The organism is Halomonas halocynthiae DSM 14573 (assembly GCF_000425725.1).
Classification (GTDB): Bacteria; Pseudomonadota; Gammaproteobacteria; order Pseudomonadales; family Halomonadaceae; genus Halomonas; species Halomonas halocynthiae.
The window spans coordinates 195,516-219,235 of record NZ_AUDZ01000013.1; the positions used below are offsets into that span (position 1 = coordinate 195,516).

20 protein-coding genes are annotated in these 23,720 nt (G+C 53.6%); 11 read left to right on the forward strand and 9 right to left on the reverse strand.

The genetic code is table 11. From position 1 onward, the window contains the following. Positions 1-124: 124 nt before the first annotated feature. Together rnpA and rpmH are read right to left on the reverse strand one after the other, a co-directional pair. Complete coding sequence (rnpA, locus tag H616_RS0100935; protein WP_027965678.1) at positions 125-499, reverse strand: ribonuclease P protein component; 375 nt, start codon at positions 497-499, stop codon at positions 125-127. Positions 500-512: 13 nt separating this feature from the next. After that, positions 513-647 (reverse strand): 50S ribosomal protein L34, encoded by a 135-nt coding sequence (gene rpmH / locus H616_RS0100940; RefSeq protein ID WP_027965679.1) that lies wholly within the window; start codon positions 645-647, stop codon positions 513-515. A 521-nt stretch (positions 648-1,168) separates the two neighbouring features. Here rpmH and dnaA point away from each other — a divergent pair. The 4 genes from dnaA to gyrB all read left to right on the forward strand — a co-directional run bounded on the left by dnaA (position 1,169) and on the right by gyrB (position 7,441). Further along, the gene (gene dnaA / locus H616_RS0100945; RefSeq protein WP_027965680.1) at positions 1,169-2,650 is read left to right on the forward strand and encodes a chromosomal replication initiator protein DnaA; all 1,482 of its coding nucleotides are present in this window, start codon (positions 1,169-1,171) and stop codon (positions 2,648-2,650) included. A gap of 82 nt (positions 2,651-2,732) precedes the next feature. Then, positions 2,733-3,839, forward strand: a complete 1,107-nt coding sequence (gene dnaN, locus H616_RS0100950) for a DNA polymerase III subunit beta (protein WP_027965681.1) — start codon at positions 2,733-2,735, stop codon at positions 3,837-3,839. A gap of 42 nt (positions 3,840-3,881) precedes the next feature. Continuing rightward, complete coding sequence (recF, locus tag H616_RS0100955) at positions 3,882-4,979, forward strand: DNA replication/repair protein RecF (RefSeq protein ID WP_027965682.1); 1,098 nt, start codon at positions 3,882-3,884, stop codon at positions 4,977-4,979. A 44-nt stretch (positions 4,980-5,023) separates the two neighbouring features. Then, a complete protein-coding gene (gene gyrB / locus H616_RS0100960; RefSeq protein ID WP_027965683.1) occupies positions 5,024-7,441 on the forward strand; it encodes a DNA topoisomerase (ATP-hydrolyzing) subunit B in 2,418 nt (805 codons plus the stop codon). 116 nt (positions 7,442-7,557) lie between these two features. On the opposite strand, the gene gmhB is transcribed toward gyrB, so the two are convergent. From gmhB to glyQ, 3 genes are all read right to left on the reverse strand, one after another. Continuing rightward, positions 7,558-8,139 (reverse strand): D-glycero-beta-D-manno-heptose 1,7-bisphosphate 7-phosphatase, encoded by a 582-nt coding sequence (gene gmhB, locus H616_RS0100965; RefSeq protein WP_027965684.1) that lies wholly within the window; start codon positions 8,137-8,139, stop codon positions 7,558-7,560. 211 nt (positions 8,140-8,350) lie between these two features. After that, positions 8,351-10,417: a glycine--tRNA ligase subunit beta gene (glyS, locus tag H616_RS0100970; RefSeq protein WP_027965685.1), complete on the reverse strand. Its 2,067-nt coding sequence runs from the start codon at positions 10,415-10,417 to the stop codon at positions 8,351-8,353. A gap of 2 nt (positions 10,418-10,419) precedes the next feature. Continuing rightward, complete coding sequence (gene glyQ, locus H616_RS0100975; RefSeq protein ID WP_035572241.1) at positions 10,420-11,382, reverse strand: glycine--tRNA ligase subunit alpha; 963 nt, start codon at positions 11,380-11,382, stop codon at positions 10,420-10,422. A gap of 118 nt (positions 11,383-11,500) precedes the next feature. Here glyQ and rfaD point away from each other — a divergent pair, with 118 nt between their 5' ends. Beyond that, entirely contained in the window at positions 11,501-12,457 is a 957-nt protein-coding gene (gene rfaD, locus H616_RS0100980) for an ADP-glyceromanno-heptose 6-epimerase (protein ID WP_027965687.1), read from the forward strand. Further along, positions 12,450-13,484, forward strand: a complete 1,035-nt coding sequence (waaF, locus tag H616_RS0100985; RefSeq protein WP_027965688.1) for a lipopolysaccharide heptosyltransferase II — start codon at positions 12,450-12,452, stop codon at positions 13,482-13,484. The genes rfaD and waaF overlap by 8 nt, the downstream gene beginning before the upstream one ends. On the opposite strand, the gene H616_RS0100990 is transcribed toward waaF, so the two are convergent. Beyond that, the gene (locus H616_RS0100990; protein ID WP_027965689.1) at positions 13,481-14,257 is read right to left on the reverse strand and encodes a glycosyltransferase family 2 protein; all 777 of its coding nucleotides are present in this window, start codon (positions 14,255-14,257) and stop codon (positions 13,481-13,483) included. The two genes, waaF and H616_RS0100990, sit on opposite strands and share 4 nt — an antisense overlap. Beyond that, on the reverse strand, positions 14,254-15,354 hold the full coding sequence (locus H616_RS0100995) for a glycosyltransferase family 9 protein (RefSeq protein WP_027965690.1): 1,101 nt from the start codon (positions 15,352-15,354) through the stop codon (positions 14,254-14,256). Before H616_RS0100995 ends, H616_RS0100990 begins: the two co-directional genes overlap by 4 nt. A gap of 38 nt (positions 15,355-15,392) precedes the next feature. Between H616_RS0100995 and H616_RS0101000 the strand changes: the two genes are divergently transcribed. After that, entirely contained in the window at positions 15,393-16,574 is a 1,182-nt protein-coding gene (locus H616_RS0101000; RefSeq protein ID WP_240470508.1) for a glycosyltransferase family 4 protein, read from the forward strand. A gap of 38 nt (positions 16,575-16,612) precedes the next feature. Here the strand turns inward: H616_RS0101000 and H616_RS0101005 are convergent, their stop codons facing one another. Next, positions 16,613-17,347: a 3-deoxy-D-manno-octulosonic acid kinase gene (locus H616_RS0101005; protein ID WP_027965692.1), complete on the reverse strand. Its 735-nt coding sequence runs from the start codon at positions 17,345-17,347 to the stop codon at positions 16,613-16,615. On the opposite strand from H616_RS0101005, the gene H616_RS0101010 reads away from it, so the two are divergent. The 3 genes from H616_RS0101010 to waaA are packed head-to-tail and all read left to right on the forward strand — an operon-like array spanning position 17,346 to position 21,175. Beyond that, complete coding sequence (locus H616_RS0101010) at positions 17,346-18,443, forward strand: glycosyltransferase family 9 protein (protein ID WP_027965693.1); 1,098 nt, start codon at positions 17,346-17,348, stop codon at positions 18,441-18,443. The genes H616_RS0101005 and H616_RS0101010 overlap by 2 nt on opposite strands. After that, positions 18,433-19,863: a bifunctional D-glycero-beta-D-manno-heptose-7-phosphate kinase/D-glycero-beta-D-manno-heptose 1-phosphate adenylyltransferase HldE gene (gene hldE, locus H616_RS0101015; RefSeq protein ID WP_027965694.1), complete on the forward strand. Its 1,431-nt coding sequence runs from the start codon at positions 18,433-18,435 to the stop codon at positions 19,861-19,863. Before H616_RS0101010 ends, hldE begins: the two co-directional genes overlap by 11 nt. Then, positions 19,847-21,175 (forward strand): lipid IV(A) 3-deoxy-D-manno-octulosonic acid transferase, encoded by a 1,329-nt coding sequence (waaA, locus tag H616_RS0101020; RefSeq protein ID WP_027965695.1) that lies wholly within the window; start codon positions 19,847-19,849, stop codon positions 21,173-21,175. Before hldE ends, waaA begins: the two co-directional genes overlap by 17 nt. On the opposite strand, the gene rpiA is transcribed toward waaA, so the two are convergent. Next, on the reverse strand, positions 21,162-21,836 hold the full coding sequence (gene rpiA, locus H616_RS0101025) for a ribose-5-phosphate isomerase RpiA (RefSeq protein WP_027965696.1): 675 nt from the start codon (positions 21,834-21,836) through the stop codon (positions 21,162-21,164). The genes waaA and rpiA overlap by 14 nt on opposite strands. A 143-nt stretch (positions 21,837-21,979) precedes the next feature. Between rpiA and ilvA the strand changes: the two genes are divergently transcribed. Continuing rightward, a complete protein-coding gene (ilvA, locus tag H616_RS0101030) occupies positions 21,980-23,530 on the forward strand; it encodes a threonine ammonia-lyase, biosynthetic (protein ID WP_276195107.1) in 1,551 nt (516 codons plus the stop codon). Positions 23,531-23,720: the final 190 nt, after the last annotated feature.

Here is a 23,720-nt window from a genome sequence, read left to right on the forward strand (position 1 = left end):
CTGCCAGGGGCAGGCCAATGTCAGGTACTGAGCGTCGGTGCTTAACACGGCTTCGTCAAGCAGTACATCAACGTGAATGACAAAACGTGAACGGCGAAGGCTTGTGGTCATGGCACTCAGATAGTCAACGGCTGTTTTCGAGTTTCTGTAATTCTCGATCTAAGCGTCGCCACATGCCATGAAGCTGTCGATGAACCGTTTCGTTATCCAGCTCAACAAGTCCACGCCGTGCCAGCAGCACAATATCCACAGGTGGGAGCTGGTGCTGGCGAAGCCGGATGGACTCTCGTGCGATACGTTTGAAGCGATTTCGGTCGACGGCGCGGCGCACATTTTTCTTGCTGAAAATCAAACCAAGGCGCGGATGCCCCAGGTTGCTTGGTGCTGCCAGTGCCATCAAGCCTTTGCCATGTACCTTGCAGGTTGCCGTATCAAATACGTGACGATAATCACCGGCGGTCAGCAATCGCAGCCGCCGGGGGTAGCCCTGACAGGACACGCGCAATCAGCAATCAGGCGCTGAGACGCTTACGTCCTTTAGCGCGACGACGCGCCAGGACAGCACGGCCGGCTTTGGTGGCCATGCGAGCGCGGAAGCCATGGTTGCGCTTACGCTTGATAACGCTGGGTTGAAATGTGCGTTTCATAACAGGTCATTCCCACAAGTAGGTTTCTGAAAAATCGGGTATTGCATTGGTGTTGGGTTCCTTTCGGAATCCAAACAGATTCGGTCAAGGACCGGAGATTGTAGAGACTTGCGCGGCGCGGCGCAATTCTTCTGATGAGATGAGAGGGGTTTCTGTTGTTGTCCAGAATTACCCTTAATAATAACTATTATATAGAAGTTCTGTAATACCTTGTTATTATGTATGGGGATAAAATCTGTTGATAATCTATTTAATGTTTTTTAAAACAAAAGGTTGAGCTTGTGATTTCTCTGTGAAAAAGCGTGTGGCAAGCCGCTGGAAAGCTGTGGATCATCGGTGAATAACATGCGATGTTACCCACAGCGCTAACAATGCTGACAGACCATCACCATAAAATACCTGTCTCTATTGCCACTTTTCCACAAGTTGTCGCCGGTTCGCTGGGTGTGGATAACTGTGCTTTTGAGCGATACAATAACCGCCGTTCTTAAATTCGCTTTTTAACCCAGGGGTGCGGCCGCGTGTCGATTGTACTTTGGCAACAATGCCTGGAAACCCTGCAGGATGAGCTCAGCTCACAGCATTTCAATACTTGGATTCGTCCTCTTCAAGCAGAGGAAGAAGAAGGGGCTAATCAGTTGCGACTGTTGGCTCCCAATCGTTTCGTGCGCGACTGGGTGTGTGACAAATATGTGCAGCGCATCACGGAGCTAATGCGTGATTTTTCATCAGGTCAGCCACCTAAATTGGTCGTCGTGGTTGGTAGCCGCCGTGCTGCTGCTCCGCCATCTGCCCCGATGCCACGCGAGCTGGGTCAGCCTGTATCTGCTACACCTAGCGCTTCTTCTATACACACTCCAGCAGTGGGTGGTGGTTCTGATAGCAGCCGTGATGCAGGTAGCCGGCCCGCGAGGGAGGGCACGAGCAGTGAGTTCCAGCGCCCTGCTGAGCGGCAAGTGCAGGTAGAGGGCAGCATCAAACATAACAGTGGGCTGAATCCTAACTTTACTTTCGATACTTTTGTCGAAGGTAAGTCGAACCAATTAGCAAAAGCCGCTTCACGCCAGGTGTCAGAGAATCCTGGTGGTGCGTATAACCCGTTGTTTTTGTATGGTGGTGTTGGTTTGGGTAAGACCCACCTGATGCATGCTGTAGGTAATGCACTGGCCACTCGGCGCAGCAATGCTCGGGTTGTCTATCTGCATTCTGAGCGTTTTGTGGCTGATATGGTCAAGGCGCTGCAGCTGAATGCCATTAACGACTTCAAGCGCTTTTATCGTAGTGTCGATGCGCTGTTGATAGATGATATTCAGTTTTTTGCTGGCAAAGAGCGGTCTCAGGAAGAGTTTTTCCACACCTTTAACGCGCTGCTTGAGGGCGGCCAGCAAATGATTCTTACCTCTGACCGCTATCCCAAAGAGATCAGTGGAGTAGAAGAACGTCTGAAGTCGCGGTTTGGCTGGGGGTTGACGGTGGCAATTGAGCCTCCTGAGCTTGAAACCAGAGTCGCAATCCTGATGAAAAAGGCCGACCAGGCCAAGGTAGACTTGCCCCACGAAGCGGCGTTTTTTATTGCCAAGAAAATACGTTCTAACGTTCGTGAGCTTGAAGGGGCGCTGAAAAAAGTCATTGCCGACTCTCACTTTATGGGCAAGCCCATTACTCAGGATTTCATTCGCGAGTCTCTCAAAGACCTCCTGGCGCTTCAGGACAAGCAGGTTGGAGTAGATAACATTCAGCGCACGGTTGCTGAGTATTACAAGCTGAAGCTGAATGAAATGCTGTCAAAGCGGCGCTCGCGCTCAATTGCCAGACCACGGCAAGTGGCGATGGCATTGGCCAAAGAGCTGACCAACCATAGCCTGCCAGAAATTGGTGATGCCTTCGGAGGCCGTGATCATACAACGGTTCTGCATGCATGCCGAAAAGTGAAAGAGCTACAGGAAGAAAACGCGGATATTCGCGAAGATTACCAGAATCTGCTGCGGTTACTGACCAGCTGATCTGATATTGATACAACGCTCAGACTGATCCGAATCGCGTGCGGTAGATTTGGATCGTTACAGGACAAGACGCGGAGACGAAATGAAATTTTCCATTTCCCGAGAAGCACTGTTGCGACCACTAGCCCTTGTTGCTGGTGTAGTTGACCGCCGTAATACTCTGCCGGTGCTCTCCAATGTGCTGGTCCAGGTAGAGCAGGATCAGGTGTCACTGACAGGCAGTGATCTTGAGGTGGAGTTGGTGGGGCGCACAATCGCGAGTCATGTTGATCAGCCTGGCAGCATTACTTTGCCGGCTCGTAAGCTGATGGATATCTGCAAGTCATTGCCAGATATGGCGGAATTGCAATTTTCGTTGGAAGAAAATGATCGTGTTGTGTTGCGTAGTGGGCGTTCACGATTTGCGCTATCTACATTGCCATCTGCAGAATTCCCGAGCATTGATGATAGCGAGTCTGATATTGAGCTGAGTTTGCCGCGGGGAACGCTCAAACACCTCATCGATACCTCTGCTTTTGCTATGGCGCAGCAGGATGTTCGCTATTACCTCAACGGTATGCTGTTGGAGTTCAGTGGCAATATGGTGCGCTCTGTCGCAACTGACGGCCACCGCCTGGCGATGTGTACCCGCCCAGTAGAAACGCCCCTGAGTGAGACACATAAGCTCATTTTGCCGCGCAAGGGGGTAACAGAGCTGGTGCGCTTGCTGGACGATGGTGACGACCCCGTCAGCTTAACGTTGGGCACAAGCCATGTGCGGGCCCATACCGGTGACTTTACTTTCACGTCCAAGTTGGTTGATGGCAAGTTCCCCGATTATGACCGTGTAGTACCTCGAGGGGGAGACAAAGTGCTGATTGCTGATCGTGCGGGTTTGCGTCAGTCTTTGTCACGCGCATCCATTTTATCTAATGAAAAATATCGCGGTGTGCGGCTCTATCTTGAAGAAAGTAGCCTCAAGGTGATGGCTAACAACCCTGAGCAAGAAGAAGCCGAAGAGTATGTTGGTGTGGAATATAGCGGCCAATCCCTGGAGATTGGTTTTAACGTCAGCTACCTGATTGATGTACTCAGTGTACTTAATGAGGATCGTGTTCAAATCACGTTGGCGGACTCAAGCAGCAGTGCTCTGCTAGAGGAGCCGGGTGGTGGTGATGCACTTTATGTTGTCATGCCAATGCGCCTTTAATCGTTTTGGCAGGACTTTTTGTGCTGCCAAAAAAGGCGTTACATGCCTATAAATCATCTTTCCTTTCAAGGGCTTAGGAATCTTAAGCATTTTGTGCTAGAGCCAAGCCCTGACATCAATGTGTTTGTTGGCGATAACGGTAGCGGCAAGACCAGCCTGTTGGAAGGAATTCATATCCTAGGTATGGGACGGTCTTTTCGAACCAGGCACCTTCGTCATGCGATATCTCACGAATCCGACCAGCTCCTTTTGCACGCGCGTCTGCCTAGTGAGCCGCTTGGCGCTCCCTCTGTGCCGGTAGGTATTCGACGACACCGAGACGCCAGCGAACTGGAGATTCGTCTAGCCAGCGAGAAAGTTGATCGCCTTGCTCGGCTTGTTGAGGCGTTACCCTTGCAACTGATTAACCCTGATGCGTTTCGCCTTCTTGAGGGGGCGCCAGGTGGCAGGCGTGAGTTTATTGATTGGGGTGTGTTTCACGTGAAACATGACTTCATGACGGTTTGGCGCAACTTTCGTAGAGCGCTCAAACATCGGAATGCCTTGCTCAGACATGATAGAATGGACGCTTCAGCGTTCGATGTTTGGGACCAGGAATTAGTAAACTGGGGTGAAGCGCTTGATGCCATGCGTCGTGATTGGATGCAGGCTTTTGATCCAGTATTTATTGAAACGCTTAGTGGGTTGATTGATTTACCGGGCTTAGAACTGCGTTACACAAGAGGCTGGGACCGGAAACGAGAATTAGTTGAGGTGCTGTTGCAGGGGCGAGGCACGGATCGGCAAATGGGCTTTACTCAGCAAGGGCCGCAGCGTGCTGATATGGCTGTTCGCTATTGTAAGCGGCCAGCTACTGAGGTGCTTTCCCGAGGGCAGTTAAAGCTCGTTGTCAGCGCGCTCAAGCTTGCTCAAGGGCGCTTGTTGGAACAGGCGACAGGGCGCTCATGCCTTTACCTCGTCGACGACCTTCCGGCAGAACTGGATGCTGGTCATCGGCGGGTATTCTGCCAGTGGCTTGAAAAAATGCGCTGCCAGGCATTCATTACCAGTGTTGACCCAGAGGCACTAAATGGCGGCTGGCAAACGGACACGGCAGTTTCGATGTTTCACGTGAAACATGGCGAAATCGAGAAAAGATAGTAGAGGTCGCCAATGGACAGACAGACGCTACGATGGAGTAATAAATGACCGAGCAGGCTTACAATTCATCAAGCATCAAGGTGCTCAAGGGCCTGGATGCGGTACGCAAGCGGCCTGGCATGTACATCGGTGATACCGATGATGGCACAGGCCTTCATCACATGGTTTTTGAGCTGGTGGACAACTCCATTGATGAAGCGCTGGCGGGTCACTGCAGCGAAATTCGCGTAGTCATTCATCCTGGTGAGTCGATTACTGTTAGTGATAACGGGCGCGGAATACCCACAGATATCCATGAGGAAGAAGGAGTTTCTGCAGCAGAAGTCATCATGACGGTACTGCATGCTGGCGGAAAGTTTGATGATAATTCCTACAAGGTGTCTGGTGGGCTCCATGGCGTAGGTGTGTCTGTTGTTAACGCGCTGTCAGAAGAGCTTAAGCTTACTATTTGGCGAAATAATGAAGTGCATGAACAGGTTTACCATCATGGGGTGCCTGCCTCTCCGCTGAAAGTGGTCGGTCAAACAGAGAAAAGTGGCAGCCGAGTTCACTTCAGGCCGTCTGCTGAAACGTTTGAGAACATTGAATTTCATTATGAAGTTTTAGCCAAGCGCCTGCGTGAGTTATCGTTTCTTAATTCAGGTGTGGCTATTCGCCTTCTTGATGAGCGCTCTGGGAAGGAAGAGCTCTTTCATTATGAGGGTGGGTTGCGAGCCTTCGTTGATCATCTTAATAGCAATAAAACGGTATTGAATCCTGTTTTTCATTTCAATGAAGAGCGGGAAGATGGTGTGGGTGTTGAAGTGGCCATGCAATGGACGGACACCTTTACCGAAAATATTTTCTGCTACACCAATAATATTCCCCAGCGCGACGGCGGTGCTCATTTGGCTGGGTTTCGTGCTGGCTTAACTCGTACGCTTAATCATTATATTGAAGCAGAAGGCCTAGCTGGTAGGGCGAAAGTGCAGACATCTGGTGATGATGCTCGGGAAGGCTTGACGGCAATTATTTCGGTGAAGGTGCCAGACCCGAAATTTTCTTCTCAGACTAAGGAGAAGCTGGTTTCGTCAGAGGTCCGGACTGCGGTTGAGCAGGAAATGGGGAAGCTGTTTTCTGAGTATCTGACCGAGAAGCCCAATGAGGCCAAGGCCATTGTTGGTAAAATGATTGATGCTGCGCGAGCCCGCGAGGCGGCTCGTAAAGCGCGGGATATGACGCGCCGCAAAGGGGCGCTCGATATTGCTGGCCTGCCTGGAAAACTGGCTGACTGTCAGGAAAAAGATCCCAGCCTTTCTGAACTGTATCTGGTGGAGGGTGACTCAGCTGGTGGCAGTGCTAAGCAGGGGCGTGATCGCCGCACCCAGGCCATTCTTCCATTGAAGGGTAAAATTCTTAACGTTGAAAAAGCACGTTTCGACAAAATGCTGTCTTCTGCTGAAGTCGGTACGCTGATCACTGCATTGGGTTGTGGTATTGGCCGCGAAGAGTTCGATCCTGACAAGCTACGTTATCATTCCATCATCATCATGACGGATGCTGACGTAGACGGCTCGCATATTCGTACACTGTTACTAACCTTTTTCTTCCGCCAAATGGTCCAGCTGATTGAACGCGGGCACGTGTTTATTGCGCAGCCGCCGCTATACAAGATCAAGCGCGGCAAGCAAGAAAGCTACCTCAAAGATGAGGAAGCTATGACCAATTATCTGACATCTACGGCGCTGGATGGCGCGCGGCTTTTTGTTAATGCTGATGCGCCGCCTATTCAAGGTGAGCAGCTGGAAGAGCTGGTGCATCAATACCGTGATGTTATGCAGCGTATTGAGCGCTTGTCACGCGTATATCCAAATGCTGTGCTGCAACGGATTGTTTATGCAGCGCCGCTTGAGGAAAGTAATCTCACTGATCGCATCACTATGCAGACTTGGATTGATGGTCTGCAAAGCGAGATTGATGCACTGATCGCTCATGAGGGTGGCCCGCGTTATACCTTCAGCCTGACAGAAGACAGTGAGCGTGGTTTCTTCTTACCCTCGGCATCGCTGGTCGTGCATGGTGTGACTACCGACTATGTCTGGGGCGAGGACTTCTTCAACAGCATCGATTACCGCGCTTTAGCTGCATTAGGTGAGCGCCTGGAAAACCTTCTGGAAGCGGGCGCAAAAGTTGCCCGAGGCGAGCGCAGCAAGCCGGTATCTAGCTTTACTCAAGCCTTGGAATGGCTGATGGCTGAGGCCCAGCGAGGGCTGTCAGTTCAGCGTTACAAGGGGCTGGGAGAGATGAACCCCGACCAGTTGTGGGAAACCACCATGGATCCAGAGTCGCGCCGTATGCTGCGTGTAACCATTGAGGATGCTGTTGCGGCAGATATGATGTTCAACACATTGATGGGGGACGAAGTCGAGCCGCGCAGAGAGTTTATTGATCGCAATGCGCTGACGGCAAACCTGGATGTCTAACTTGCTTTTTTGTTTCACGTGAAACAGCCAGGTAAGTAACAGTGTCAACGTAAGTCGTAATGCAATGCTAAAGCCCCGCCTATTTAACTAGTGGTCGGGGCTTTTTTTATACCGAATTAAGCGGTGTGAGTGTTTTTCGATGATGCGCTCAATAACTGCTCAACAAAACTCGCTAAGTCATCGAATACCAAGGTGCCAGGAACAAGGCGGGTGATGTCGGGGCAGTCCCGTAGGGTGTCATTGCCGTTGCCTGTGCGCACGAGAACAGGCTGGCAACCTGCACGGCTACCCGCCTGAATGTCCCGTAAGCTGTCGCCTACCATCCAAGAGCCTTCTAAATCGGGCAGCTCAAGAGCTGACTGGATTTGGTACAGCAAGCCTGGGCGCGGTTTGCGGCAATCACATTCGTTGGCATCCACGTGTGGACAATAAGCAATATGATCAAGGTGACCTCCTGCTTCTGTCACGATATCGCTCATCCGTTGGTGAATCTGGTTTAGCGTATCTGTGTTGTAGTACTGTCTTGCGATACCTGACTGATTGGTAGCAATCGCTACTCGGTATCCTGCTTTGGTCAGGCGTGCAATTGCTTGGATTGAAGAGGGATAGGGAATCCACTCTTCGACACGTTTCACGTAGTTAATCGAGTCGTGGTTAATAACGCCGTCACGGTCGAGGATGACGAGTTTTTGAGCCATTCTGGAAAGCCTTGTACTAATAAGAAGAACCCTGGTCAGTTTAAGCCGGTGTTTCACGTGAAACAATGCGTGTTCTGCCGGGGGCGTTTTGTGCTGAGTGTTGTGAAATGTTTCGTTGCTAGAGAGTAAAAAGCGCCATGTTTCACATGAAACATGGCGCCTGGGAATGCTTTTATTTATTTTCGGTGAGGTGCTAGCTGTTTTTCAACGCTTAGTGCTGCAGTTCGGCGATATCCGCGACCTCCAGAAATAGCGCCTGCAGGCTAGCCAGCAGTGCTAAGCGGTTGTTGCGCACGGCATCATTGTCTGCCATGACCATTACTTGGTCAAAAAAGCTATCGACGGGTTTGCGAAGGTTGGCCAGAGCATCTAACGCTTCGCTGTAGCGAGCCTCGGCAAGCAGCGGTGTCACCGCAGAGCGGCGGTCGTCCAGCGCCTGTTGAAGTGCCTTCTCGGCATCTTCCTGAAGAAGTTCGGTAACGACCGTCGTGCTTCCGCTATGCTTCTGTTTCGCAAGGATGTTAGAAACACGTTTGTTAGCGGCAGCCAATGCGGCGGCTTCTTCGTGTCCGGCAAACTGGTGAACGGCTCTCAGGCGACGAGCGAAGTCCAGCGGTGCAGTAACTGGCCGCGCACGCACAGCCAGGTAAGTTTCAGGGCCAATACCTTCTTCCTGTGCCCAGGCACGGAATCGGTCGAGCATATAGTTCAGTACATCATCGGCAAGACCATCGGCTTTGGATAGGTCATGGTGCTGAGCGGTTGCTAACTCCAGTAGTTCGCGAAGATCCAGCGAGAGCTCACCTTTAATCAGAATGTTAAGCACACCAATAGCCGCACGGCGCAGAGCAAAGGGGTCTTTGGTGCCACTTGGACGCTGTCCGATACCGAAAATACCGGTCAAGGTATCCAGTCGGTCAGCGATGGCGAGTGCCTGGCCAGTACGAGTGGTAGGAATGGCATCGCCAGCATGACGCGGCAGGTACTGCTCCTCAATTGCCTGAGCGACCTCTGCATCCTCGCCATCGTGTTTAGCGTAGTAGTGGCCCATGATGCCTTGAAGCTCGGGAAATTCGAGCACCATCTCTGTCATCAAGTCGCATTTAGCCAAGCTAGCGGCGCGCTGAGCGTTGCTTTCATCACCGCCGATGCGGTTAGCAATATGAGCGGCAATAACTGCGCTGCGTTTGGCTTTGTCAGCCAAACTGCCCAGCTGCTTTTGAAACACCACGCTCTCAAGCAGCGGCACTCGTTCAGCAAGCTTTTTGCTGCGATCAGTTTCATAGAAGAAGGCTGCATCGGCTAGGCGAGGGCGAATGACTTTTTCGTTGCCAGAAATCACTTGTTCGGGATCTTGGCTGTCGATATTGGAAATGGTGACAAACGCTGGTTTGAGCTTGCCGTTTTCATCCAGCAGGTGGAAGTATTTCTGGTTAGCCTTCATGGACGACACCAGGCACTCTGCTGGCACGTCTAGGAAACGTTCGTCGAAGCTACCGGCCAATGCCACTGGCCATTCCACCAAGCCGTTGACTTCGGTCAGCAAGTCTTCGTCGATAACGGCAGATGCGCCCATTAACTCGGCTTCAGCGAGTACTTGCTCACGGATGCGCTCACGACGAACGTCACTATCAACCAGTACCCAGGCGTTATTCAGCGCTGAAACATAGTCGTCAGCGTGGTCAAGGGTGATGGGCTGGGGGGCATGGAAACGATGGCCATAAGTGATACGGTCAGCGCTCAAGCCAAGCGCATTAGCCGATACCACATCATTGCCGTAGAGCATGACTAACCAATGAACAGGGCGAGAGAACTCAATTCGTGATGCACCCCAGCGCATGTATTTGGGTACCGGCAGTGCAGCAATGGCTTTTTCAAGAATGGCCGGTAGCAGTGCTACAGTGGCTTCACCCTGTTGTACATCGCGGTAGCCAAGCCAAGTCCCTTTGTCAGTTTCTAGATGGATCAGCTGATCAATACTGACTCCGCAGGAACGAGCGAACCCTTCGACAGCCTTGGTCGGCTGGCCATCCTTGTATGCGGCTGCTAGCGCAGGGCCGCGGCGCTCGACATCACGGTCCGGCTGTTTGTCAGCCAGCGCGTCGATGGTAACAGCCAGGCGGCGAGGGCTGGCATGAGCCGTGACCTGGCCGAAGGTAACACCTGCGTCGGTAAGGCCGCGTTTTAGTCCTGCTGCAAACGCATCGGATAAACTATCAATAGCGCTCGGCGGCAATTCTTCTACACCGAGTTCAACCAGTAGGGTATGGGCAGTCATGCTTATGCATCTCCCTGTTCGGCGTGATTGTCTTGCTCAAGCAGTTCGTTACGAAGTGCCTCGGAAGCCAATGGGAAGCCGGCAGCTTTGCGTGAATTGTAATAGGCCTGAGCCACTTCACGAGCCATGGTGCGTACGCGCAGAATGTAGCGCTGGCGTTCGGTTACTGAAATGGCGTGACGAGCATCGAGCAGGTTAAAGGTATGTGATGCCTTGAGTACTTGCTCGTAGGCGGGCAATGGAAGCTTGGCCTCCAGCAACTTGGTGCACTCATTTTCGTGGTAGTCAAAGTGGCCAAACAGCGTATCAACATCAGCATGTTCAAAGTTGTAGGCTGATTGTTCGCGCTCATTTTGTAGATAGACATCGCCGTAGGTAACTTTCGAGCCATCTGGAGCCACGGTCCAGACGAGGTCGTAGATGCTGTCCACATCTTGGAGATACATGGCAATGCGCTCAAGGCCATAGGTTAGCTCGCCGGTGACGGGGTAGCATTCGATACCGCCAGCTTGTTGGAAGTAGGTGAACTGGGTGACTTCCATGCCGTTAAGCCAGATTTCCCAGCCCAGGCCCCAAGCGCCCAGCGTTGGTGATTCCCAGTTATCTTCAACAAAACGGATATCATGCACTAACGGATCAAGCCCTAGGTGCTTGAGCGAGCCTAGAAATAGCTCCTGAAAATTTTCCGGTGAAGGCTTCATTACTACCTGGAACTGGTAGTAATGCTGTAGGCGATTAGGGTTTTCGCCGTAGCGGCCGTCGGTCGGGCGACGGGAAGGCTGCACATAGGCAGCATTCCAATTTTCTGGGCCGATGGAGCGTAGGAAGGTTGCCGGATGAAACGTACCGGCGCCGACTTCCATGTCCAGCGGCTGGAGTACTACGCAGCCCTGATCGGCCCAGTACTGCTGCAGGGCAAGAATCAGTCCCTGAAAGGTTGTCACGTCTGGCATCGACTGTGTCATTGGAGAAGCACCATTGGCCATGAATTAACGAGCCGTCAAGTATACAATTCCCGAGAGGTGGGTTATAGGCGCAGTCCTTCAGCAATCTGTATGGCCCGCAAAAAAAGAGGATGATTCCATGATTGTAGTGACAGGCGGAGCCGGTTTTATCGGTTCGAATCTGGTAAAGGCACTGAATGCCCGTGGCCATAACGATATCTTGGTTGTGGATGATCTTCGCGACGGCACCAAGTTCGTGAACCTGGCTGATGCCACGCTAGGCGATTACCTGGATAAAGATGACTTTCTTGAGCGGGTTCGTGCGGCGCTTAACGGCAAGCCTTCACATTTACCGCCTATCGAAGCGATTTTTCATGAAGGTGCCTGCTCGGATACGACCGAGTGGGATGGCCGCTTCATGTTGCAGAACAACTTTGAATACTCCAAAGAGCTGCTGCACTTCTGTCAGCGCCAAGGTATCCCGTTTATTTATGCCTCGTCGGCGGCCACCTACGGTGGTAGCGAGGTGTTTGTTGAAGCACCGGAGCATGAAAAGCCCCTTAACGTTTATGGTTATTCCAAGCTGCTGTTTGACCAGTATGTGCGCGCACGTCAGCACGAGTTTGAAAGTCAGGTGGTAGGTTTTCGCTACTTCAATGTTTATGGTCCGCGTGAGCAGCACAAAGGTAAGATGGCCAGCGTGGCATATCACCACCATACCCAGATTGCCAGCGGCCAGAATCTTAAATTGTTTGGTGCCTGGGATGGTTTCGACGCCGGTATGCAGAGCCGCGACTTCGTTTACGTCGGTGATGTGGTTGACGTGAACCTGTGGTTTCTCGATAACCCCGACGCCTCTGGCATTTTTAACCTTGGCACGGGCCGCGCCGAACCCTTCAAGGCGATTGGTGAGGCAGTAGTTGATTATTATGGCCGTGGGCAGATCGATTTTATTGAGTTTCCCGATGAACTTAAGGGCCGCTATCAGAGTTATACCCGGGCCGATATCAGTAAGCTGCGTGATGCAGGGTATATCAAGGAGTTCCGCACAGTAGCTCAAGGCGTGCGCGAGTATCTGGAGCAGTTGAATGGCTGACGCTGGCATTTCTGGCGAGCGCATTCTCGTGGTCGGCCCATCCTGGGTCGGCGACATGGTGATGGCGCAGAGCTTGTTCATGACACTCAAGGCCAGCAACCCTAGTGCCTATCTCTGTGTAGTCGCGCCGGCGTGGTCGTTGCCGATTATAGAACGCATGGATGAGGTGGATGAAGCGGTAGCGCTTGAGGTAGGGCATGGTGAGTTCGGTTTTGCTACGCGCTGGCGACTGGCTAGCCAGCTGCGCGGGCGCTTTGAGCGTGCCATTGTGTTGCCGCGCTCATGGAAGTCTGCGCTGGTGCCATTTCTGGCGCGCATTCCCAAGCGCACAGGGTTTATCGGTGAGCAGCGCTTGGTGCTGCTCAATGAGCGTCGTCAGCTCGATAAGGCCGTGCTGGATCAGACGGTCAAACGTTTTGTTTCTTTGGGTATCAGCCAAGAAGCCGCACAGCGGGGCGATTTTGCGTTGCCAGCGCCTCGGCTGCGTTGTGACCCAGACAACCAAGCGCGTTTGCTGAGCGAGCTGGCATTGGCAAATCGCCCAGCGATAGCTTTCATGCCAGGGGCGGAATACGGCCCGGCTAAGCAATGGCCACTAGCGCACTTCCATCGCCTTGCTGAGGCGCTGGTCGAACGCGGGTTTGAGGTATGGGTGATGGGAGGGCCCAAGGATAAAAGTGATGGTGATGCCATCGCCGAAGGCTTGGGCCATGTGTATAACTTATGCGGCCGTACCCAGCTGGCAGATGCGGTAGATCTGTTAGCCGCCTGTCAGCAGGCGGTAACCAATGATTCGGGGTTAATGCATGTAGCAGCGGCAGCGGGTACCAGGATTCAGGCGATTTACGGTTCCTCTTCGCCCACTTACACCCCCCCCATGACCAGCAACGCTGTTATTCACTATCTGGCGCTCGATTGTTCGCCGTGTTTCAAACGCGTGTGCCCTTTGGGGCATACCAATTGCTTGAACCATCTTTCTCCAGAACGCTTACTGCACGCCATTTTAGCGGAGCAGACAGCCGGTTAATCGGTCGAGTCGTTGTGTTTGGCGGCTCGTTCGTTTTCATACAGCTCGTTGAGCTTGGCGTATTTCATGTAGGCATGAAAGGCGGTGGTGATAGCTACCGTCATACCGTCAGCGCCCTGAAAAATACCGCCCTTGAAAATCAGCTTGCGTAGCATGGCATTGATGGCATGCAGCGCTGGACGCCAGTTTGATGGCTTTTTCCCGCGCTCTTTCATGGCCCAGGCGTCGCGGCTTGATAGCTGGTTGATACGAGTAATCCAGTGTGACAAGTCACGATAGGTGAAATGACAGATATGGGCGTTGAGGTCGACCTCCTTAGGCGCCTTAACCGATGAATGGGCTTTTTTGGGCAGATAGCCTGATGTGGTGCGGTTGTACAGCCGAGTGACCGGATCTGGGTAGAACCCGGCAGCTTTTACCCAGTGATGGCCAGCAAAATTGCGCCGCCGAAAGCGATAAGCTGTTTTCGGGTCATCCAATGCCAGCTGATGAATTGCCGCAATGGCATCGTCATCCAAGCGCTCATCGGCATCCAGCGCTAGGATCCAGTCATTCTTAGCCTGGGGAACGGCAAACGCTTTCTGCGGACCATCGCCTAGGTACGACTGAGAAATGACTTGTGCGCCAGCCGCTGTTGCCCGTACTGCGGTGTCATCCTGGCTGTTAGAGTCGACCACAATGATTTCATCGCACACTGGCTTCAGTGACGCGATACATTCTGTAATATTATCGGCTTCGTTGAGCGTGATGATAATGCCGGTGATAGGCGTCATTCACGGATCTCCTGTGTGAACGTGTCAGTCAGCTGTTGAGCAATTTGCGCTGCGGCAGCTGGCAGGTCAATGGACTGCATGTCAGCCTCATCAGCATCAGAGGGGGGGCAAAATGCTAGCCGTCGGGCCGGCTGATTACAGGTTTGCCAGCGCAGTGGGGTAGCTGAGCGCCGTGAAGGGTAGAAGCCAGCGGTGGGGCGGTCTAAACAGGCGGCAATATGCAGTGGCCCAGTAGAGCCAGCGATAAACATGTCTGCCGCTGACAGTTGATGTGCAAAGGCAACAATGCCGCTGCCTGGCGGTAAACGGGAAGCTTTCAGGTGGCAGTTTTGCATGGTGTTGCACAACGAGTCGGCGATGGCTTCCTCACCCGGCCCAGAGGTAATGATCCAGTGAGGAGTGAGGCCCGCTGAGCGACAACGGCTGTCGACATCCTGTGCCAGCAGCGCATACGCTCTGGGAGTCAGATTAACTGCTGAGCCGCCACTGCCAGGATGGAGGTAGATCCAAGGCGTATCTGCGTCATTCTCTGCGCGTATTCCAAGTGCTTGTGTAATGGCGTGTCGCTGGCGGCTGCGCTGGTCGTTTGCTATTGGCCAGTAAGGTGGCACAGGGCGCTCAGGAAGCGTTATGCCAAGTTCGTTGAGCAACGCCTCGGCCAGTTCGATATTGTAAATATATTCCGGCTTCTGTGAGCGGGACCTACGCTGCGTGACACGCCGATTATAAAAAATCTGTGCCCACTTGGTGGCAGGTGCTAGGCGTAACTTGATGCCAGTGCGCCAGCCAAGCCAGCCGATACGCGGTGTGGAAAACAGCGTTAACAGCGCATCAAAGCCTCGCTCAGTGACGTCTTGGCGCAGTTTTCGCTGAGCTTGAGCATCGGCCTGGTCGCCTGGATCAAGAATAATGTCATCGATCCACGGGCAGGCTCTGGCTAAGGCTGCCGTATAATTAGGCACCAGCGCAGTAATGTGTGGCTTGGGCGATGCCGCCTTGAGTGTGGCCAGCGCAGGCCAAGCCAGCATGAAGTCGCCCAGTTTATCGTTGCGTACGACCAGTATTTTGCTGGGTTCGGTAGCTTGGGTATGTTTCATTGGGGCTCTCGCGTCCCGTTACCGTCAAGGAGGACCCCTTGTTCAATACAACAGAGTCTCATAAGGCAGATTTTCACAAGACGAATTTTCGTAAGGTCATGCATGTGTGTCTCTCGAGCGGCTGGGGCGGTCTGGAGATGTATCCTGCTCGAATTATACCGGAGCTGACGCGCCAAGGGTGGGAGGTCCACGGCTTGGCGCTTGAAGGCTCTCTAGTGGCTGATAGTTTACGTCGTGCAGGTATCGAACCACTAACGATGTCGTCGCGCACTCGGGCGCTGTTATCGGTAACGTCGATACTAAGCTACCTGAAAGCCCATGATATTCGCGTACTGCACTGCCATAAATCCAGTGACCTGCGTTTGGGGGCCTTGTTGGTTACCCTCAATTCACGGCTGCGGTTGTTTTTTACGGATCATATGGGGGTGACGCGACCCAAGCGTGACCTGTACCACCGCTGGGCCTATGGTCGGGTAACGCGATTATTTTCGATCAGTGAAACAACACGTCAACGTAACCTTGCTGCTTTTCCGCTACCTTCCGAGCGTATCGAGCGGCTGTATCTCGGCATTGATACAGCGTCTTATGACACGCCGCTGGGGCCTCAGGAGCACGAGGCATTTCGCGCTGAACTGGGGATTCCCGAAGGTGCAGTCGCTATTGGTTTACCTGGCCGTATTACTCCGGGAAAAGGGCAGCGGGTTTTCATTGACGCACTGGTGCGGTTGGCTGACATACCTTCGTCGCAGCGCTGGCATGCGCTTGTGATCGGCGGGTTGACGGCAGAGCAAGGCAGCCATGCAGACTTGGTGGCTGAGTTGCGCCAGCGGGTTGCGAAGGCCGGACTTGAACAACAGGTGACGTTCACCGGGTTCCGTAATGACCTACCACACTGCCTGAATGTGCTGGATATTGTTTGCGTGCCTTCACGCAATGAAGCTTTCGGACTCACGGTCATTGAAGCTATGGCCGCATCACGCCCAGTGATCGGTGCCAATAGTGGGGCCATTGCTGAGCTGGTCAACCCAACATTTGGCCGTTTGGTTGATCCTGATGACGCTAACGGCTGGGCACACGCTATGCTGGAGCTCATTCAGGACGCGAATCTTCGTTGCCAGATGGGGCGTGCTGGGCAGCAGCAAGTGGCGCGAGACTTCACCCAGCAGCGCCATGTAGCTCGGTTGGTTGAGGCTTACACGGAAGCCTTGTTAATGCCATAAAAAAGTAAGTACTTACTTCGGTTTTAAGGTATGAATAATCAAGATGAAGAGACATTGCGATAGCCAAGTTGAATGTCTGCCATGGCGCTGTCAGAGGCGTTGTCAAAGCGAGCCAATGAGCGGCCTAGTCGTGCAAGATTGGCCGACTGCCACCGCCCTGGGCGGCGCAGCCGGCAACGGTCCAGGTCGATCAGCCAGACCTTGTTCTCAGCATCAATCAGTAGGTTGCGGGCGTTGAGATCAACATGATCAAGCCCCGCTTCGTGAAAACGGCGAATAACACTGCCGACCTGCTCGAGTAGGGTGGAATCAGCGCCATGCGCCAGCACCAGGTCGGCCAATGTGCGGGCCTGAGGAATACAGACGGTGATCAGCGCTCCGCTCCAGGTGAGCTTAGCGCGGGTAACACAGGCTCCTACTGGGCGAGGTACCGGCAGCCCTTGCTGGTAAAGCTTAGCTAACAAGCGCATTTCACAAAATGCGCGAGTGCGCTCAAGCCCTGTCCATAGATAACGCTGTCGGCTGATTTTTGCCGCCATCCCGCCACGCAAATAAGGGCGAAGCACCCAGGCAGGGTCACTGCTTAAGTTAGAGGGATTGATAAATACGCTGCTGCCACGCCCTGGTGCTGTACCTAATACCCGCTGCTGATTACGCCAGAAATCGGGCGTGAAATGCGCCACCTGAATACGCGGATAATGCTTGGCGTCACATAAACGCTCAGCATCATATAGAATGCAGGTCTTTCTTGTCTGAAATGTTGCCAATCGCATGAAGCATCCTCTGCCCGCCCGGCCTGCACATATCGGCGTGCTGCGACTCTCGGCTCTGGGTGATGTCTGTAACCTGGTGCCAACGGTACGCGCCCTTCAACGCCAGTGGCCCGAGGCGCGAATCACTTGGATCGTCGGCAAGGGCGAATACAGTTTACTGTCGGGCCTGTCTGGGGTCGAGCTTGTCGTTTATGACAAGACAAGCGGACTGTCCGGCATGCGCGCCCTGTGGCGTGAGCTGGCCGACACTCGGTTTGACGTTTTGCTGCATATGCAGCAGGCGTTGCGTGCTAGCGTGCTGTCGCTAGGTCTGAAGGCTGACGTGCGAGTCGGCTATGATAAAGCGCGCGCCAAAGATGCTCAGCACTGGTTTACCCAGCGCCAGCTGCCTGCGCACCCACGCGCCCATGTGCTGGATTCTTTCATGGACTTCGCACGCTTGCTGGGCGTTGAAGATCTCACCCCAGAATGGGGACTATCCATTCCCGAAACGGCATACCAAGAAGCTGTTGGGCTGGCCGGAACGGGGCCCTATGTACTAATGAGTCCATGCGCTAACCCGCGGTTACGCAATTTTCGTAACTGGTCTGCTGAAGGCTATGCCGCGGTGGTAGAGCACCTGTGGGTTCAGCACGGCCTGCCGACAGTGCTAACCGGAGGAGGAAGCACTGAAGAGCGTGAGGTAGGGCAACGTATTGCTGAGCTCTCTCAGCCAGGGGCAGTGATTGACCTGATCGGCGAGTCATCGCTTAAAGGATTGCTGGCGCTGATTGACCGGGCGCGGGCCGTGGTCGCACCAGACTCAGGGCCCGTTCATATGGCTAATGCGCTGAACACACCTGTGGTGGGGCTTTTTGCCACGACCAATCCTGACCGAGCCGGCCCCTGGCGTTGGCGCGATTTTGTCGTTAATCGCTACCCTGACGCGGTGCGCGAATATCTGCATAAAGACCCTGAAACCATTACCTGGGGGCAGAGGGTTCGTCACCCAGAAGCGATGTCGTTAATTACCGCAGATGATGTCATCGCCTCGCTCGACGCGCTGCTGGCCGCTTCAGCAAGCCGCAAGATAACGGAGCTACCTTATGAAGCTTAATCTGACCGCCCTAGAGCATAGCCGTTTGTTGGTGGTGGGCGATGTGATGCTCGACCGTTATTGGCATGGTGCTACTTCTCGCATTTCGCCCGAGGCCCCCGTACCGGTGGTGCGTGTTGGTGAGGCCGAAGACCGCCCTGGCGGTGCGGCCAATGTGGCACTGAATATTGCCTCCCTGGGGGCTCATGCCGGGTTGGCTGGTGTGGTGGGTAATGATGATAATGCCCAGCGCCTGCAACAGCGGCTCAATGACTCCGGTGTAAGTACTTACTTCGACTATGACAGCGAAATACCAACGATTACTAAGCTGCGGGTAATGAGCCGTAACCAGCAACTGATCCGTCTTGATTTCGAAGAAGGCTTGGAGCAGGTAGACCCCGCAGGGCTGGCTGCTCAAGTCGAAGAAGCACTGCCTTCTGCAGACGTGATGATTCTTTCTGACTACGGTAAAGGCACGCTGTCAGACGTTCAGAAACTGATTGTTCTGGGGCGTTCGCAAGGCAAACGCGTATTGGTGGACCCCAAAGGTAGTGATTTTTCTAAATACCGAGGGGCCAGTGTTATTACGCCAAATCTGGTCGAGTTTGAGGCAGTTGTGGGGCACTGCCCCGATGATGCCACTCTGGCGCTGCGTGGCGAAGCGCTGCGTAGGGAGCTAGCGCTCGAAGCGGTGCTTATCACGCGTAGCGAAAAAGGCATGACGTTAGTGTGCGAAGGCCATGAGCCACTACATTTGCCCACACGAGCCCGTGAAGTTTATGACGTGACTGGCGCGGGCGATACCGTGATAGGTGTACTGGGCCTGGCGCTGGCGGCAGGGCATGGCTGGCCTGAGTCCATGCTGTTGGCGAATTTGGCGGCGGGTTTGGTTGTTGCTAAACCGGGCACCGCAACGCTGTCTATTGCTGAGCTTTATACCGCCCTGCACGGCAATACACTGGGCGACTATGGCGTTATCGAGGAAACGGCACTGTTGGCTGCAGTCAAGGCGGCTCAGGCGCGTGGTGAGCGTGTGGTAATGACTAATGGGTGTTTTGATATCCTGCACGCTGGCCATGTGGCTTATCTGGAGCAGGCGCGTCGCTTGGGCGAACGGTTGATTGTGGCGGTTAACGACGATGCCTCGGTGGTACGCCTTAAAGGCCCAGCACGGCCGATTAACCCGCTAATGCGGCGTATGCAGGTGTTGGCGGGCCTTGGTGCTGTGGACTGGGTGGTGCCGTTTACAGAAGATACCCCTCAACGGTTGATTGAAGCGGTGTTACCCGATGTGCTGGTGAAAGGCGGGGATTATCATCCTGATGATATTGCAGGAGGTGACGCTGTGCGGGCTGCAGGAGGCGACGTGCGTGTGCTTGACTTTGAAGACGGTGTTTCCACCACCGCCATGATTTCGACCATTCTTGACCGCGAGCGCTAGCCAGCAAGTGGCCGGTCACCCCTGGATTCGGCGGTTTTATAGCGCCACGTTGATGGCGCTCTCACCGCTGATATGGCATCGCGTTTGGCGCGAGCAGCTACCTGGGCGATCGCGCTTGGAGCGCTTGGGCTATATCCCCGCTGCCCCTGACTGCCTGAGTGGTAGTGAGCGCTCACTATGGCTGCATTGTTCGTCAGTGGGAGAGGTTGTCGCGGCAAAGCCGCTAATTGACACGCTGCGGAAAGCTTACCCGCAACGTCCATTAGTCATTACCACCATGACAGCTACTGGTGCTCAGCAAGCCCTGAGGCTGGCCAACAACAGCAACGGTATGATTCGCCACCATTTTGTGCCGTTAGACTTTCCCTGTGCCGCCCGTCGTTTTGTGGCACGCCTGAGCCCTTCATTGGCTATTTTTTTTGAAACCGAACTGTGGCCTAACCTGCTTGCGTCCTGCTCAAGTTATGGCGTGCCGGTTGCCGTGGTTAACGGCCGGCTTTCTGAGCGCGCCTTTGTTGGGTATCGCAAAGTGCGACGCTTGATGGGCGATGCGCTTTCCCATGTGGACTGGTTAGGTGCCAAATCTGAGGCAGATGCCGCGCGTTTCTATTGCTTGGGCATGGCCGCTGAAAAATCGCAGATAACGGGGTCGCTAAAGTTTGATGTTTCCTCTGATAGAAAGCTCTTTGAGGTAAGTAAGCACTTGCTTTCTTGTGTGTCGGGACGCCCAGTGTGGGTTGCCGGGTCGACCCATCCTGGAGAAGACGAGCAGGTTTTGGCCGCCCATCGCCTGTTGTGTGAAAGGTTGCCGGATGCGCTACTGATTTTGGTGCCGCGACACCCGCAGCGCTTTGATGCCGTAGCACAGCTGTGTCACGAACAAGGCGCTACGCTGGCGCGTCGTTCTTTAGGCGAGCTGCCGGATGAGGCAACCTCTGTTTATCTGGGCGATACCATGGGCGAGCTGCAGGCGCTGTATTGCGCTGGGCAACTGGCGTTCGTAGGTGGCAGCCTAGTGCCTGTTGGTGGGCATAACCTGCTGGAGCCGGCAGTATTTGGCATACCGGTCGTTAGCGGTACGCAGCTGGCCAATTTTAGCGATGTGGCAGAGGTGATGCGCGCGGCTGATGCGCTGGTGGAGGTGGAGGATGAGGTGACGTTGGCTGACGTGTTGAAGCGCTTGTTGAGCGATCCTGTCGCTCGGCGCCAGCTGGGTGAGGCGGCTCAGCGCGTGGTGGAAGCCAACCGTGGCGCGCTTGAGCGCACCATGGCTGGGTTAGATGTGCTGTTGCCTTCCTTCACGCGGCGCTAATTTTTTCTACGCCGTCTTTACTTCCCAGCAGTAGCAGGTCTGCCCCACGAGCAGCGAATAGGCCGTTGGTCACAACACCGACGATGGCGTTGATTCGCGCTTCCATCGTCAGTGGATCGCTTATTGCGAAGTCATAGCAGTCAAGAATTTGGTTGCCGTTATCGGTTAGTGTGCCCATTCGGTAGACTGGCTCAGCCCCTAGCTGGGCCAGCTCGCGGGCGACATAGGAGCGAGCCATGGGAATAACTTCGACCGGTAATGGGAAGTTGCCCAAGCGCTCAACCCGTTTTGAGGCATCGGCAATGCAAATAAAACGCTGAGCACAGGCAGCAACAATTTTCTCGCGAGTTAGAGCAGCACCGCCACCTTTGATCATATGTAAGTGAGCGTTTACTTCGTCTGCACCGTCTACATAGACGGGAAGTGTACCTATTTCATTAAGCTCAAAGACATCGATGCCATGGCTTACAAGGCGCTGGGCGCTGGCTTCAGAACTGGCGACAGCGCCGCGAAACTCACCTTGCAGAGCGGCCAGGCGGTCAATGAAACAGTTAGCTGTGGAGCCGGTACCAATGCCGATAACAACATCGCGCCCAAGTAGCGGGCGGATCTCGTCAATGGCTGCTGCAGCCACAGCGTCTTTGAGTTCGTCCTGGGTCATGGGGAAGGCTCACTTATATGTTGGATGATAAATGCAGCGACATTATAAGCGAGCCAGCTCTCGCATGCTGGACGGCAAGGTTATTTCAGTGCTAACAATAGGAGGTTTTTCCTTGTTGCACATTCGTTACACCTCGGCCGCGTTTGCGGTGTGCTCGTGTTACCCATCGGGATACCAGGATGCTTGAAGCTACTGTTAAGAAAATTCTCAAGGCCCATGTTTATGAGGCCGCACACGAAACGCCTATTTCACCGGCGCCTTTTCTGTCACGCCGTTTCAAAAATCAGATATTGATCAAGCGTGAAGACCTGCAGCCCGTCTATTCATTCAAGATTCGTGGCGCCTATAACAAAATGGCGCAGCTAACAGATGAACAGAAGAGCAAAGGCGTGATTGCTGCATCAGCCGGTAACCATGCACAGGGCTTGGCCATGGCGGCCAAGCTGATGGGAGTGAAAGCGATTATTGTCATGCCGCAAATCACACCTGAAATTAAGGTGGCGGCGGTTCGTGCTCGAGGCGCTAAAGTGGTGCTCAAAGGCGATGCCTTTGCTGCGGCTGTCGAGCATGCACGCGAGTTGGTTGACGAGCACGGCTACACTTACATTCCACCGTTTGATGATATTGATGTTATCGCTGGGCAAGGCACAGTGGCGATGGAAATTCTGCGTCAACATGCCGGCCCGCTGGACGCTATTTTTGTACCGGTAGGCGGTGGCGGGTTGCTTGCCGGTATTGTTGCCTATGTGAAGTATCTGCGCCCTGAAATTAAGGTGTTTGGCGTTGAGTCGGAAGATAGCGCTTGCCTTAAGGCCGCGCTAGAGGCCGGTGAGCGCGTGGTGCTTGAACAAGTGGGTGTATTTGCCGAAGGCGTGGCTGTAGCACAGGTTGGCGAAGTCCCCTTCGCGCTGATGCGCGACCTAGTGGATGGTGTGATTACGGTTAATACCGATGAGATTTGTGCGGCAGTCAAGGATATTTTCGACGACACGCGGGCCGTGTCGGAGCCCTCTGGCGCCTTAGCGCTGGCAGGTCTCAAGAAATATATTCAACATAATGAGATCGAAAATCAGACGTTGCTGTGTATCAACTCTGGTGCCAATACTAATTTTGACCGTCTGCAGCATATTGCTGAGCGCACAGAGCTGGGAGAGCAGCGTGAGGCCATACTGGCCGTTGTTATTCCTGAAAAGCCCGGTAGCTTCAAGAAGTTCTGCCGCACCATCGGCAAGCGTATGGTGACGGAGTTTGCTTACCGTTACGCAGGAGGGGATCAGGCGCACATTTTTGTTGGCGTGCAGGTCAAACCGGACGGGCAGGACCGCCAGGCATTGATTGAGCGGTTGCGTGAAGCAGGCTACCCAGTTGAAGACCTGAGCGATAATGAATTGGCTAAACTTCATCTGCGCCACCTAGCGGGTGGGCGTCCGCAGCAGCACTTTGAAGAAGAAGTGTACCGTTTCGAGTTTCCGGAGCGCCCCGGCGCATTGATGAACTTTCTGACGCACTTACCGCAAGGCTGGAATATCTCATTATTTCATTATCGTAACCACGGAGCGGCATTTGGCCGAGTGCTGGTTGGCATGCAAGTGCCTAATGGCGATAGAGCGAATGTTGAAGGTTACTTTGATGCGATTGGCTACCGCTACTGGAAAGAGTCTGAAAACCCCGCCTATCAGTTGTTCATGGCGTGATGTGAGTACTCACTCCTTTTAAAATGCTTGTAAATACGCCTCCGTTCAATCCTGTATCAACGTGATTCAGGATTGAACGGGGCAAAAATGAACCTTTGGCGGGCTAGCTTGTCTAATGTTGGCTATCACTGTGTTTTCAGAAAATCTACTTATCATTATTTAGCTGATACATGCGCCAGATCAAAAAATG